The 14086-nt window shown below is 62.4% G+C and carries 13 protein-coding genes; 6 read left to right on the top strand and 7 right to left on the bottom strand.

What is annotated here, in order from left to right; genetic code table 11:
- Positions 1-39: 39 nt before the first annotated feature.
- Positions 40-1536 (bottom strand): MmgE/PrpD family protein, encoded by a 1497-nt coding sequence (locus tag HMPREF3092_RS07010; protein WP_070424350.1) that lies wholly within the window; start codon positions 1534-1536, stop codon positions 40-42.
- Positions 1537-1783: 247 nt separating this feature from the next.
- On the opposite strand from HMPREF3092_RS07010, the gene nadC reads away from it, so the two are divergent.
- From nadC to HMPREF3092_RS06995, 3 genes are read left to right on the top strand one after another with little or no spacing between them, the layout of a single operon-like run.
- On the top strand, positions 1784-2686 hold the full coding sequence (gene nadC / locus HMPREF3092_RS07005) for a carboxylating nicotinate-nucleotide diphosphorylase (protein ID WP_070424349.1): 903 nt from the start codon (positions 1784-1786) through the stop codon (positions 2684-2686).
- A gap of 40 nt (positions 2687-2726) precedes the next feature.
- Positions 2727-3263 carry a DUF4916 domain-containing protein gene (locus HMPREF3092_RS07000; protein WP_019174565.1) on the top strand — a complete coding sequence of 179 codons (537 nt, stop codon included), beginning with the start codon at positions 2727-2729 and terminating at the stop codon, positions 3261-3263.
- A gap of 46 nt (positions 3264-3309) precedes the next feature.
- On the top strand, positions 3310-3951 hold the full coding sequence (locus tag HMPREF3092_RS06995) for a hypothetical protein (protein ID WP_070424348.1): 642 nt from the start codon (positions 3310-3312) through the stop codon (positions 3949-3951).
- A 192-nt stretch (positions 3952-4143) separates the two neighbouring features.
- Here HMPREF3092_RS06995 and HMPREF3092_RS11510 read toward each other — a convergent pair whose 3' ends face one another.
- Positions 4144-4767: an NINE protein gene (locus HMPREF3092_RS11510; RefSeq protein WP_083274305.1), complete on the bottom strand. Its 624-nt coding sequence runs from the start codon at positions 4765-4767 to the stop codon at positions 4144-4146.
- 224 nt (positions 4768-4991) lie between these two features.
- Between HMPREF3092_RS11510 and HMPREF3092_RS06985 the strand changes: the two genes are divergently transcribed.
- Positions 4992-6587 (top strand): cation:proton antiporter family protein, encoded by a 1596-nt coding sequence (locus HMPREF3092_RS06985; protein ID WP_070424347.1) that lies wholly within the window; start codon positions 4992-4994, stop codon positions 6585-6587.
- A 9-nt stretch (positions 6588-6596) separates the two neighbouring features.
- On the opposite strand, the gene HMPREF3092_RS06980 is transcribed toward HMPREF3092_RS06985, so the two are convergent.
- Positions 6597-7310: a GOLPH3/VPS74 family protein gene (locus HMPREF3092_RS06980; RefSeq protein ID WP_070424346.1), complete on the bottom strand. Its 714-nt coding sequence runs from the start codon at positions 7308-7310 to the stop codon at positions 6597-6599.
- A gap of 120 nt (positions 7311-7430) precedes the next feature.
- Positions 7431-9437, bottom strand: a complete 2007-nt coding sequence (locus HMPREF3092_RS06975) for a BCCT family transporter (protein WP_070424345.1) — start codon at positions 9435-9437, stop codon at positions 7431-7433.
- Between the two features lie 183 nt (positions 9438-9620).
- Between HMPREF3092_RS06975 and radA the strand changes: the two genes are divergently transcribed.
- Positions 9621-10970: a DNA repair protein RadA gene (gene radA, locus HMPREF3092_RS06970; RefSeq protein WP_070424344.1), complete on the top strand. Its 1350-nt coding sequence runs from the start codon at positions 9621-9623 to the stop codon at positions 10968-10970.
- A 78-nt stretch (positions 10971-11048) separates the two neighbouring features.
- On the opposite strand, the gene HMPREF3092_RS06965 is transcribed toward radA, so the two are convergent.
- Positions 11049-11567 (bottom strand): gamma carbonic anhydrase family protein, encoded by a 519-nt coding sequence (locus HMPREF3092_RS06965; RefSeq protein WP_061940773.1) that lies wholly within the window; start codon positions 11565-11567, stop codon positions 11049-11051.
- Between the two features lie 101 nt (positions 11568-11668).
- Entirely contained in the window at positions 11669-12367 is a 699-nt protein-coding gene (locus tag HMPREF3092_RS06960) for a hypothetical protein (RefSeq protein WP_141737982.1), read from the bottom strand.
- Positions 12368-12428: 61 nt separating this feature from the next.
- Between HMPREF3092_RS06960 and HMPREF3092_RS06955 the strand changes: the two genes are divergently transcribed.
- On the top strand, positions 12429-13472 hold the full coding sequence (locus tag HMPREF3092_RS06955; RefSeq protein WP_070424342.1) for an HhH-GPD family protein: 1044 nt from the start codon (positions 12429-12431) through the stop codon (positions 13470-13472).
- On the opposite strand, the gene HMPREF3092_RS06950 is transcribed toward HMPREF3092_RS06955, so the two are convergent.
- The gene (locus HMPREF3092_RS06950) at positions 13435-14043 is read right to left on the bottom strand and encodes an amino-acid N-acetyltransferase (protein WP_083274310.1); all 609 of its coding nucleotides are present in this window, start codon (positions 14041-14043) and stop codon (positions 13435-13437) included. The two genes, HMPREF3092_RS06955 and HMPREF3092_RS06950, sit on opposite strands and share 38 nt — an antisense overlap.
- Positions 14044-14086 lie beyond the last annotated feature (43 nt).

Raw genomic sequence — 14086 nt, 5'->3', positions numbered from 1 at the left:
AGGCGCCTGTCATCTGCGATCAGTGACTGGGGTCAGTGATCAGAAGATGCCCGATGTGGTGGTCTTGTCCAGGCCGTCGACGACGAACGACAGTTCGCCGATTGCTTTGCCGTCGAGCTCGGCGAGGTTCTCAGCCAGGTCGATGAAGCGCTTCTGTTCGGAGTCCGACACGATGCCGTCGGCAAGCGTGTGGAACTTCTTGATGTAGTCAGCGCGCTCGAACGGACGTGCACCGTTGGGGTGAGCGTCTGCGACAGCGAGTTCGTCGACGAGGGTCGAGCCGTCTTCGAATTCGATTTCCACGCGTCCGCCGAATGCCATTTCGTCCGGGTCGGTCGAGTGGTAGCGGCGGGTCCACTCGGGGTCTTCGCGGGTTTCGATCTTGTGCCACAGTTCGACCGTTTCGGGGCGTCCAGCACGCTCCGGTGCGTAGGAGTCGTTGTGGTGCCAGCCCTGATCTTCCATGGCGACGGCGAAGATGTACATGATCGAGTGGTCGAGGGTTTCGCGCGAAGCCTTCGGGTCCATCTTCTGCGGGTCGTTTGCGCCCGTTCCGATCACGTAGTGGGTGTGGTGCGAGGTGTGGATCGTGATCTTCTTGATCTTCGAGAAGTCATCGATCTGCTTGCCCATCTTGCGGGCGAGGTCGATGAGCGCCTGCGCCTGGTATTCGGCGGAGTGTTCCTTGGTGTAGGTGTCCATGATGGCGCGCTTGCTTTCGCCCTTGCCCGGCAGCGGGACGGTGTAGCGGGCTTCCGGACCGGACAGAATCCATGCGATGAAGCCGTCTTCGCCTTCGTAGATGGGGTTCGGAGCGCCTTCGCCGCGCATTGCGCGGTCAACCGATTCGATTGCCATCTTGGCGGCGAATGCGGGTGCGTGCGCCTTCCAAGACGAGATTTCGCCCTTGCGCGACTGGCGGGTTGCCGTGGTCACGTGGAGAGCCTGGCCGATAGCCTGGAAGATGACTTCCTTGTCCAGGTGGAGCATGGCGCCGATGCCGGCTGCCGAAGCGACACCGAGGTGTGCCACGTGGTCGATCTTGTGTTCGTGCAGGCAGATGCCCTTGACCAGGTCGACCTGCATTTCGTATGCGGTGGCGATGCCGTTGATGAGGTCCTTGCCGCCGATGCCCTTGTGCTGGGCGACTGCGAGGACGGCCGGGATGTTGTCACCGGGGTGCGAGTAGTCCTTCGCGAGGAAGGTGTCGTGGAAGTCGAGTTCGCGGACTGCAACACCGTTTGCCCATGCTGCCCATTCGGGGGACACGCGGTAGTCGGTGGCCAGACCGAAGATGTTGGCACCGGGGGCCAGCTTGTGCGGCATAGCCTGTTCGCGTGCCGAGGTGGGGGCCTTACGGTGAACCGATGCGGCGGCAACGGCGGCGTTGTCGATGACGCGGTTGATGACCATGTCCTGAACGTCAGCGTCGACCGGAACCGGGTCGACGGCGACTTCGGCCATCTTGTAGGCGAGCTGGTCTTCGTGTGCCAGCTTTTCCGAGCTCTTGTACGTGCGTACTTCGTGATTGATCATGGGTTCTCCTCTGGGTCGACCATGGTCGCGAAGGTGCGCGGGGGTGCGCACCCCGAAAGTATCTTGATATCAAGATAAGTCTAGCGTGACCGACAACGCACTGTGCAACCGGCCACACACTTTGACCTAGGCCTCACTTCTCGGACGCGCCGGAACCCATGCGCGGTGCGGATCCCGTAGTCTGCGTGTGTTCAGCGAAACAGCCTCCCGCGGCCCAGGAACCAGCCAGCGTCGAAAGGATGCCGAAATGACAAGCACTCCCGCCATCAGCCGCCTCGAACTGCGAAACCTCATTGTGCGCTCCTTTGCCGAAGACGCACCGGCCGGCGACATCACGGCGCAGACTTTCATTCCCGAATCTGCTCGCTTCACGGGTGTTGTGTCCGCCCGCGAACCCGGAGTGATGGCCGATGGCGGAGTCTTCGCCGAAGTCATGGCGGCCGCTGCCGAAGAAAGCAGGACCGCAGAGGTCGAGGTCGGGGTGCTCGTTGCCGACGGGCAGGAGTTCACCGCCGGCGACCACCTGATCCGAATGTCAGGGCCGGCACGCGCGGTCCTGTTGGGCGAGCGCCTGGGCCTGAACCTGCTGCAGCGCATGTGCGCAATTGCCGCTGTCACCAAGAAGTTCACTGACGAGGCGCAGCGCGGCTTTGCGCGCAGCTCAAGCAAGCAGGGCTCTGTTCGGGTTGCGGACACCCGCAAGACCACCCCGGGCTTGCGGTTCCTGGAGCGCTACGCCGTGCGCTGCGGTGGTGGGCACAATCATCGCCGCGGACTGTCTGACGCCGTAATGCTGAAAGACAACCACCTGTCGCTGCTGGGCGAAGGAGACGCGCTCACGGAGGCACTGCGCGCTGGCATTGCCGAACTGGGCCACACCGTGCACGTCGAGGTGGAAGTCGACCGCTACGAACAGATCGAACCGGTGGTTGCAGCTGGGATCGGCACCATCATGCTCGACAACTTCACTCCCGATCAGCTGCGGAAGGGAGTTGAGCAGGTGGCCGGCCGCGCCGTTGTGGAAGCCAGCGGCGGCGTCAACCTGAACACGATTGCCGACATCGCGGCCACCGGCGTCGACGTCATTTCAGTCGGCGCTCTCACCCACTCTGTTGTCAACCTCGACCTGGGACTTGACGCACTCGACTGAACCACCCCATCGGAGCGGTTTCTGCCGCTACGATGGCCCCATGACGCGCACAGCTCTGGACTACGACGACAACTGGTTCTCCGCAGACGAACTGGCCTACCTTCGCCGTCGCCTGCCGATCACCTACGTGCACGCCGTGCCGCTGCTGCTGGGCCAGGCCGGCGAAGTCGAACGCATCGGCCTGCTCATGCGCCAGTCGGAAGGCCGGCTGGGACGCGAACTCGTGGGTGGGCGCGTCAAGTATCACGAGCCCCTGCGAGCGGCCCTTCAGCGGCACCTCGAAAGCGATCTGGGCCCGCTGGCACTCCCCCGCCTTCCAGAGTCCCTCACCCCGTTCCACGTGGCGGAGTACTTCCCGACCGAGGGTGAGTCCCGCTATTACGATCCGCGGCAGCACGCGATTGCGCTGTGCTACACGGTTCCCGTCACCGGCGAATGCCAGCCCAGCCAAGACGCGCTGTCAGTCGACTGGTACACGCCCGCCCAGGCACTGGCCGACACTGTGGCCGAAGACATGGCCCACGGCCAGCACGCCATCGTGAAACTGGCGCTGGCCCACTGCGGCGTTCTGCCGTAGCCGACGGCTTCTGCGCAGCGGGTGACTGCCGATCGGAGATCTTCAGATGACCTATGACGATGCGGCATGGTTGACGAGCCGAGAGCCTTTGCAGGTCGATGTGCTCGGACTGAGCCTGACCACACGAATACCAGATTTCGGCAACATGTCAGCTGCGGCGATTCTCCACCCTTTTGAGGACGAGAACGGCCACCCGCTCGAATGGCAGGAGGCTGACAAATCCCTGGGTGCGGACGCAATCGAACTCTCAGCGGGACGGAATCGATTCTCACCTGCCACTGGAGAACTGGATCATGCTCAAGCGAAGATCCTGCTGCAGATTCTGTGCCCCGTTCGGACATCTGTGCACCTTGGCTTCAGCGCGGATGTTCTTGTTACTCCGTCCTCACCGCACACCGGTATGCATCGCAACGCGGAAGGTCGGATCATCGCATCTGATCAACGACTTGTGGCTGTCGGCGGTGAACGGTTCCTCATGTGCCAGTTCACTGGTACGGGTCTTGAGCTGATGGAGTCGCTGTGTACAGCTGATGGTTGGATCGAGTGGCCTAACTTGATGTGGGCCGATGACAGATTCTGGATGCTCGATTCGCATTGGGATGCGCCGTTCACCGTCGTAGCCGCTGACGTGGAGACAATAGACCGCATCTCGTCATGCCCTGGGCTCGACTCTGTAAGGGTTCGCTGAACGTTCGGATGACTTCTTTGACTGGATCACCGTCCCGGTCAGCACACCTACCTCGTGGGCGCGTTCTTGGGCACATCGGTCGGCGCCTAAAACAGCCCCGCAGACGCAAAAAGTGTGAGCCGCGAACACTGTGTTCGCGGCTCACACCTTTATGCGCCCAGCTGCTGGCCGAGCGTGACGATCAGCTGCGCATCAGTTGGGGCGAAGCGGCAGGCCGTTGGAGTCCTTGGCGTTGCCCGCCAGCATGATGATGCCGTCGATCAGGCCCCACAGCGAACCGAGACCGAAGGTGACGAACGTGACGATCAGCTGCGCAACACCCAGGCCGATGTGGCCGGTGTAGAAACGGCCGACACCGAAACCGCCCAAGAGGATGCCGAGCAGACCGGCGACCAGCTTGGACTTTTCGCTGTAGGGCAGACCCGAGACCGGGTCATAGCCGTAGGGAGCACCAGGTGCGCCGGCACCTGGGCCGGGCTGACCGTATCCGGCCTGGTGAGTGCCGGGCTGGCCGGGCTGGCTGGGGGCAGCCTGCTGGTCCTGCCCCGGGTATCCGGCGCCGGGCTGGCTGGGAGCAGCCTGCTGGCTGTAGGGGGACTGCTGAGCCTGGCTCTCCGCCGCCGGCTGGCTGTACGGGTCGTGGGCTGCCGTCTGTCCAGCATCAGTCGGCTGGCTCGCTGGAGCAGCTTCCGGTGCCGGCGGGGCGGCCGGTTCCTGCGGCTGTTCGTACGGCGAACCGCTGTCCTGCCCGAAAGCAGCGTTGCCTTCTGCGTTTTCCGGATTGCTGCCGTATGGGTCGTAGGGCGGCTGAGCCATGTTCTCCTCCGTCAGGGTTGATGAATGACTGGACAAAATTACCGGGACAAAATGTACCTGGCGTCACAGTCAGGTTACATAAACATGACAGCAGCCGCCTAGATTTTCACGCCCTTGAAACTGCGCTCACGGCTGGCCTATTGGGTCGCTGTTGACTCTGAAACGGAACACAACACGACACCGACCGAGCACATGCCGGGACAAAAAGTAGTTAACTGTGAATCATGGATCTGCTTATCGTCTATGTAGCCACGGTGTTTCTGTGCGGCCTCGCCGCCTGGGCTGTCCGGCTTCCTCCGCTCATCGGCTTCCTCGCGGCCGGGTTCATCCTCAATGCGCAGGGGGTGGAGCAGATGCAGGCGATGGAGGTTCTTGCTGACATCGGCGTCACGCTCATGCTTTTCGCCATCGGCCTGCGCTTAGACCTGAAGGCACTCACAGACAAAGCGGTGTGGTTCACCGCCGGCGCTCACATTGTGATCATGACCGCGATAAGCGCCGCTTTCATCACAGCCCTGAACATTCTCGGCGCTTTCGGTCCCACAGACCTTCAGGTCGCAGTGCGCATCGGCGTGGTCCTGGCCTTCTCATCGACGATCGTGGTCATCAAAATCCTGCAGGACCGCGGTGACGAACAGTCCCTCTACGGCAATATCTGTGTGGGCATCCTCATCATGCAGGACATCGCCGCCGTCATATTCATCAGCATTCTGCGCGGCGAAGCACCCAGCGCGTGGTCGCTGAGCCTGGTGGTGATCATTCCGCTTCTCATGGTCGCCACCCGCCGCTGGTACAAGCTCGGCCACGGCGAACTGGGCGCGCTCTTCGGCATCGCAATGGCCCTCATTCCCGGCTACGCGCTGTTTGAGTTCTTCGGCCTGTCAGGCAGCTTGGGAGCTCTCATCATGGGCCTCGTCCTGGCCCGCTCCCCCGGTGCCGAACAGCTGTCACACGCTCTGTTCACGTTCAAGGAGCTCATGCTGGTGGCGTTCTTCGTCAATGTGGGCTTCATGGGCCTGCCCACCATGCAGAACCTGGTCGATGCATTCCTGCTTCTGCTGCTCATCCCCGTACAGGCAATCCTGTTCTGGGCAATCCTGTGGTACTTGGGCCTGCGCAACCGCACAGCCGTGCTGGCAGCGCTTCTTCTGGCGAACTATTCGGAGTTCTCGCTCATCATCGCCGCTATGGGAGTCGACAGCGGCTGGCTGGACACCCGTTGGATGCTCTCACTCGTCTTGGCGGTTTCTCTGAGCTTCATCGTGTCCGCTGTGCTCAACCCGCAGTCGGTTTCCCCTGCAACGCACCTGGCTCAGCGCCTGCCGACGCGTCCGCCCCACCTCATCCACCCTGAAGACCGGCCCATCGAACTGGGCCAGGCACGGGCGCTCATCCTGGGTATGGGGCGCGTGGGTCAGGCCTGCTACGCGGAGCTGACGGGGATTCTCGGCGATGAACAGGTTCTGGGCGTCGAGCACGACCCCGTGCGCGTGCGCGAACTTCAGGGGAAGGGCTGCAACGTGGTGGAAGGTGACGCTACCGACATTGATTTCTGGGCGCGCGTCAAAGCCGCCCACCAGATCGACATGATCATGCTCGCCATGCCCGCACAGCACGCCAATGTCGACGCCGTGAAGGAAATCCACGCTTCTCACGTTGACACTGAGGACACCACAATCGCATCGGTGGCCATGTACATCGAAGATGTAGAAGAGCTCAACGAACTGGGCCTCGACGTGGTTGTCCACCTGCAGGACGGCGCCGGTGAAAGCCTTGCCGAACGCACCCTCATCACGCACGCCCGCACCAAGGAGCAGTGACAGCGGGAGTCAGGAGCTGGTGACCACGGTGGTCGAGGCTGCAATGGCGGCACTGGCTGCCACAATGGCGGCTTCGTCTGCGGCCTTCTTGATGGCCTTGCGCACCGCACTGTCGGCGGCTGACTTTTCTGCGGCTTCCCGCGCCTGCTTGATGAGCTCCTTGCGGTTCGGGGCAGAGCCGTCTATCGCGTGGTCCACTTTCTTTCCTGCAGCCAGCAGCCCCAGAAGCGCGCCCGTGTGTTCATCGACTTTCGGTGCAGTGGCAATGGGCCCGGTGTCCAGCTGACGTGTAATTGACTGCCGCAGCTCATCACCCGTAACCCCATCAGCCAACCGCCACGCGGTGCCGGCCGGAATGAACAGGAACTTCTTCTGCTTTGAACGCACAGTCCCCTGCCTCTGCAGCCGCTCCATGAGCGAACCGTGCAGGTCCTTGGTGAGTGCTTCAATTGCCTTCTGCGTGGTCAGCGGCTTTGTGCTTTTGTCCTGCGCTTCCGTCAGTCGGGCAAGCGCAGCCGTAAGAAACGGATCCGCGGGTGCCGCGCCGTCTATGATTTCCACCCGCGGTTTCTTCTGGTCCGGTTCCGGCACGGCCACAGCACCAGCCACGAGGAGATCAGAGAACACCGCCCCGGCGAGCATCGCATCGACATCTTTGCCAACGGCCACGGGGCCTTCAGGTTTGCTGAGCAGAACAATGAGGTCATCAACGAGCAGGCTCATGTTCCAACTGTACTCAGCTGAGCTCAAAAGAACAGGGGTCTTCAGAGAAGACCCGGATGAGGAAAAGGCACGAGGTGGAGCTGACCCTCGTGCCTTTTCTCATGACTTCCGCTCCTGTCGTCAGTCCTCGGACTGCGGCGGATTCTTTTTGCGCATGGGCAGCAGAGCAGGTGCCGTACGCTCGATCCGGTAGTCAATCCGGTTGTCCAGGCTCTCTTCCCATTCGCGGCGCATACGGTCAGACCAGTCTTCGTCCGGCACCAGTCCGCCTTCGGAAAGGTCGTCGACAACAGCCTCACGCACGTGCTCGGTGAGTGCTTGCGCGCGGCCAAGCAGACGCTGACGCTCGACCAGCTTCTGGTCGAGCTTGAGCGAACGCAGGGTGGCAAAGCACATCAGCAGCAGAATGATGCTGAACGGCAGAGCGGTGGCGAGCGCACCCGCCTGAATCGATTCGAGACCGCCGGACAGCAGCAGGGCGATGGCGATCGCACCTTCAAGGAACGCCCACAGGACACGCGTCCACAGCTTCGGGTTGGGGTGGCCGCCCGAACACAGCATGCACACCACCAGCGAACCGGAGTCTGAGGAGGTGATGAAGAAGATCGTCACCAGAATGATCGCGATGACCGACAGCACACTTCCCAGCGGAAGCGTGTTCAGCACCTGGAAGAGCGCGCTTTCGGCCACAACGCCTTCGCCGGAGGCCTTATCCCACAGGTCGCCGACCGTCAGCTGGCGCAAAATGCCGGTCGAACCCATCACCGAGAACCACAGGAAGCCGACCGCTGTGGGCACGAAGATGACGCCCATGATGAATTCGCGAATTGTGCGGCCGCGAGAAATGCGGGAAATGAACACACCGACGAAGGGTGCCCACGAAATCCACCAGCCCCAGTAGAACAGGGTCCAGGAGGAAGCCCAGGTCTGCCCGTCATCGCCGGTGTAGGTGGCGGTGTCCATCGTCATGTTGAAGAAATCGGCCAGGTAGAAGCCGAGTGATTCCACCAGGTTGCGGAAGATGAACACGGTCGGACCCAGAATGATGATCGAAATCAGCAGGACTCCGGCCAGGGTCAGGTTTCCGGTCGAGAGCCACTTAATGCCCTTGCCCAGGCCGCTGACCACGGATGTCGTAGCAAGGAGGGTGATGACCACGATGAGCACGACCAGCAGCGTTTCGCTCACCTCGCTGATCAGCCCCATCGACTGCACACCAGCAGCAATCTGCTGGACGCCCAGTCCCAGCGACGTGGCGACGCCGAAGATGGTTCCCATGACCGCGACGACGTCAACGGCATCGCCCAGCCAGCCGTGGACGCGCTTGCCCAGGATCGGTTCGAGTGCCCAGCGGATCGACACGGGGCGTCCGCGGCGGTGAATGCCGTAGGCCAGGGCCAGGCCGATGATGGCGTAGATCGACCACGGGTGCAGGCCCCAGTGGATGAAGGTTTGGGCCATGCCGTGTTTGGCCAGCTGTTCGGGCCCGCCTTCCCAGCCGGGCTTAGGGTCTGATGTCGCGTAGATCAGCGGTTCAGCCACACCGTAGAACACCAAGCCCACACCCATGCCCGCTGCGAAGAGCATGGAGAACCAGGGGATCAAGCCGAACTCGGGTTCTTCGTTGTCTCGTCCCAGTCTGATTCCGCCGTACTTGCTCAGCCCGAAGTACAGGGCGAAGACGATGAAGATGGCCACCACGAGCATGTACCACCAGCCGAGCGCACTGACGATCCACTCCTGCGCGGTGGTCAGAACAGTGCCGGTGACATCGGGCAGGGCGATCGCGGCGATCGTGATGATTGCTGTGATGATGAGCGAGGGCCAGAAGACGCGCGGGGTGATGAAGCCGCGGCCGATTTTCACGCCCTGTGCGCGAAGCTGACCCAAGATTCGCAGGTCGGCGGCCTCGTTGTCAATGGGACGGATTTCGCCCGCTTCCGGGTCAAGCGGGTCGACCAGCGCTGCGTTCTGAGATTCGCTGAGCCGGTCCTCCAGCGCAACTCGATCATGAGATCGGACTGATCCGGCTGGGCCGTCGGACTGATCTGGCCGTGTGGAATCCGCTGAGCGATCCGAAGCCGTGGAGTCGTCCGGTGTCGGATTGGCCGAGTTGTCGGCGGTCATCCTTCGTTCTCCTCTGCTGTCAACTGGTGACTGGTCAGATATCCACACTACACACACGGATTTCGCAGGGTCTTTGCAAAGCGACGCATCCCGGCACAACAACCCGGCTTCCGGCCGCTGTCGAGGTGGAGGTCAGGCCGGTCTGATTCCCTCTGTGTCAGTGCCTCATGGCACGCTGTGCATATGACTTACGAATGCACGGACTGCGGCTACCGGAGCCCCAAATGGCTGGGCCGCTGCCCCAAGTGCGGGGAATGGGGAACTTTGGAAGAAGCTGTCCAGCTGGGAGCCTCTGCCAAGACGAAAGCGGCTAAGCCCACAGCGCTGACAGCTGCTAAGCCCATGACTGAAATCGACCCCGCCTCGGCCCGTGCGCGCTCCACGCAGGTAGATGAGCTCGATCGTGTGCTCGGCGGCGGCTTTGTTCCCGGCGGGGTTGTTCTGCTGGCCGGAGAACCCGGCGTCGGCAAGTCCACTCTGCTGCTCGATGTTGCCGGCAAGGCCGCGGCGGCCGGGCAGCGGGTCCTCTACGTCACGGGCGAAGAATCGCAGGGGCAGGTGCGCGGTCGCGCTGAGCGAATCGGTGCGGTGCAGGAGCACCTCCTGCTGGCAGCAGAAACCGATCTGGCCACGGTGCTGGGCCAAATCGAAGCGGTTTCCCCTGACCTGCTGATCGTCGATTCCGTGCAGACGGTTGGTTCATCAGAAGTGTCCGGTGTTCCCGGCGGCGTCACCCAGGTTCGGGAAGTCGCGGCGTCCCTGATCCGCGAAGCCAAAGTGCGCGGACTGCCCACCATCCTTGTTGGCCATATAACCAAGGACGGCAATGTTGCCGGGCCGCGGCTCTTGGAGCACCTGGTGGATGTCGTGTGCAGCTTCGAAGGCGACAGGCATTCGCGCATGCGAATTCTGCGCGCCCTGAAGAACCGCTACGGAACCACTGACGAGGTCGGCCTGTTCGACATGGACGAAACCGGCATCAGCAGTGTTGTCGATCCGGCCCAGATGTTCGTCGGATCATCGAACTCGCCCGGCACGTGCCTGACGGTTGCGCTTGAGGGCAAACGCGCCATGATCGTGGAAATCCAGGCTCTCGTCGACCCACAGGAGGGCGGCGGCTCGCCCCGCCGGGTGGTCAACGGACTCGATTCTTCCCGCGTGGCTATGAACATCGCTGTTGTCGGCCGCAGTTTGGAACAGAGCATCAGCGGCCGCCACGACGTCTATGTGTCGACCGTCGGCGGCATCAAACTGTCAGAGCCCGCAGTCGACCTCGGGGTCTGTTTGGCCCTGGCAGGCGCATACGCGGGCCAGCCGCCCAAAGACAGGCTGGTCGCGGTGGGTGAAATCAGCTTGTCCGGTGAAATTCGGCGGGTTCCCGGAATTCAGCAAAGACTGATCGAAGCGTCCCGCCTGGGCTTCAGCCGCGCCATCGTCGCAAAGGGATCACTCACTGACATCACTGTGCCGCAGGGCATGCGCGTCGCAGAATGCACCTCGCTTCGCGATGCTGTCGACATCGCCTACAGCTGAGCGCGGCTGCGCTGAGCCTTTTGTGCATGCTGCCGGCAGGAGTGAACACTGCCTGCCGGCGTCACAGTGTCGGTGTTGTCAGTCGATCGCCTTCGCGTGACGGCGGGCAGTCTGCACGTAGTGCGCGGCTGATTGCGGCAGGAAGTCGAGCTCTTCCTGGGTCAGTTCACGGCGAACCTTGGCGGGAGCACCCGCAATAAGCGACCCATCGGGAACCTTGGTGCCTTCCAGAACCAGCGCACCGGCGGCCACCAGGCAGTCCTTGCCGATCTCTGCCCCGTTCATGATGGTGGCGGACATGCCGATGAGCGTGCGATCACCGATTGTGCAGCCGTGAACCACCGCGCTGTGGCCGACCGTGACGTCATTGCCCACAGTGCAGGGATAGTCTTCGTCAGCGTGCAGAACCACATTGTCCTGCAGGTTGGTGCGCTCTCCTACCGAAATCGTCGCGGTATCACCGCGGACTGAAACCCCGTAGAAGGCGCTGGAGTCTTCAGCCATGATCACGTCACCGGAAAGGGTGGCCGTGGGAGCGAGAAATGCGGCGTCGTCAGCTTTCGGGACGCCATTGTCCAGAGGAATGATGTGTGCCATGTCACCATCCTAGCCAGACGCGAGCACAGAAGCAGAAAGACACGTGCCTTTCGGTCACGTGTCTTCCAGATCAGCTGACAGCGTCAGCGGCAACAGCAGAATCAGCTGTCTTTGCTGTCGGCCTTGTTGTCTTTCTTGCTGGCTTTGCCGTCCTTTTTGTCGGCTTTATCGTCTTTGCCGTCTTCGTCGCTGTCCTTTTCGGGCTCGTCAATGACGGTGAAGGGGTGCGGTGGGCTTGTGACTTCACCCAGTTTCACAACCAACTGGTATTCGCCGGGTTCAAAGCTGTCGGCGGTTTTGTTGCAGTTCTTGTCTGTGGGCACCAGCGACCAGGACAGAGTGGTGTTCTTCGCGGTTCCCGGCGCGAACACACGCTGTTCGTCCTGCCCTTCAGAGGAGCACCACGCTGAATCCCACACTGTCTTGTCATCCTGCTGGATGATGAACTGCTGCGAAGCAGAACCGACCTCAATCTGGCAGGCGGCCGAGTGTTCGTTCTTGACGTTGAGAGTCATGGTGGCTTTATCGCCGGGCTTGTACTCCTTTTTGTCCATTCCCGCAGCGAGAGTCACCTGGTCGACAGGACACGTGCCGCTGGCCTCATCGCCTTCGGGCCCGGGAGCCTGCTCCTGCTGTTCCTCTTCGGCCTTCCCAGCAGCCGCTTCCTGCTGGTCGGCAGGTTTGGCGGTCTGCTCGCCTGAACCTGACAGAGCCTGCACGAGCAGAACGATTCCGACGATGAACAGGGCGAGGATGAGCACAGCCAAGCCCAGCACCGTCATTCGGCGGCGTCGGTACACTTCGGGAGGATGGCGGCGCACAGGCGCTGCCGGCCTCGGAGCATTGGAAGGAGTCATCCCTTTGAGCGTACGTCGCCACACCGATTCCGTCCGTGGGACACACCGCCGACCGGCCGATCTCGAGGCTCTGCACACCGCTGTCATCGACTGGTTCGCCCAGCACGAACGCCCCCTGCCCTGGCGGAAGCCGGGCACCTCCGCCTGGGGTGTTCTGGTGTCCGAGGTGATGTCCCAGCAGACCCCCATGTCCCGAGTGGCACCTCGTTGGACCGAGTGGATGCGGAAGTGGCCCACCCCAGCGGATCTGGCATCCGCCTCGACCGCGGATGTGCTGGTCGCCTGGGGCACGCTCGGCTACCCCCGGCGTGCTCTGCGGCTGCAGGAGTGCGCTCAGGCAATCGTCGCCGATTACGGCAGCCGGGTGCCGCACGAAGAGGAGGTGCTGCTGGGCCTGCCCGGGATCGGGGCGTACACGGCGGCTGCCGTTGCGGGATTCGCCTTCGGTGCGCGCACAGCGATTCTGGACGTCAACATCCGCAGGGTTCTTGCCCGCGCAGTCGACGGCCACGAACACCCCGGCAACGCGACAAAAACCGAAACAGCGTGGGCCCGCGAACTGCTGCCGGAATCACCGCAGCGTTCGGTCCGCTGGAACGCGGGGACCATGGAGCTCGGCGCTTTGGTGTGCACTTCCCGCAATCCGCGGTGTGACGAGTGTCCGCTGCTGGCTCAGTGCGCGTGGGTTGCTGCGGGCAAACCCGCAAGCCCCGAACGCAAACCGAAAACGCAGGCTTGGCATGGCACGGACCGTCAGCTGCGCGGGGCAATCATGGGTCTGCTGCGCACCTCTCACGGCACACCGGTGCGAGCGGATCTGCTTGTTGCGGACACCGTGGATTTCGATGTGGATGCGGCCGCCCTGCTGCCGGAGAAAGTGCAGGACGGCATAGCGAAGGTCCGTCGGCTGGCTGACGGTGAAAGGATTGCGCGCCTCGTAGATGACCTTGAGGCCGATGGGCTGCTGTGCCGTCAGACGGCAGAGCAGTCAGGAGAGCGCGGCAGCGTTCTTACGCTTCCGCAGGCGCAGTCTCCGTCAGATCAATGATCATGCGCTTATTGCCCAGGGTGTTGGGTTTGACGCGGGCCAGATCGAGGAACTCGGCGGTTCCTTCGTCAGTTGAGTGCAGGAGCTCCTGAAACACGGTCGGAGACACGGGGATGCCCGAAATCTGCTCAAAGCCGAGGCTGGTGAAGAACTCGGTTTCGAATGTCAGGCAGAAGACCTTTTTGATGCCCATGATGCGGGCTTCTTCCAGCAGGGTCGTGATGAGTGTGCGGCCCACTCCCCTGCGGCGGTAGTCCGGACTCGTTGCAACCGTGCGAACCTCTGCGATTTCGTCCCAGAACACGTGCAGGGCAGCACAGCCTGCGAGGGTTTCCGTGCCGTCTTCGGCAATGTCGACAATCACCCGGAACTGCTGCAGCGCTTCGAAGTAGCTGACCATGTCCTTTGCCACCAGGACGCGTTCATCGACCAGAGGCAGGGTGAGCGCATTGATCTTCGCGGCGTCAGTAGTGCGTGCCCGGCGCAGAAACAGGCCGCTTTCAAGCCGAATGGGCGAATAGGCGGCTGACAGCTGCCGGGCGATGGGGTCTGCGGGTGCGTTGGCGGACATGCTCTCAGTGTAGAAGGGCCCGCGAACGGTGTTCCGTTCGCGG

Origin of the sequence: Brevibacterium sp. HMSC24B04 (assembly GCF_001806835.1) — a bacterium.
GTDB classification, from domain to species: domain Bacteria; phylum Actinomycetota; class Actinomycetes; order Actinomycetales; family Brevibacteriaceae; genus Brevibacterium; species Brevibacterium ravenspurgense.
The sequence above is the reverse complement of the archived record's forward strand: the minus strand, read 5'-3'. Positions and strand labels throughout refer to the sequence as shown.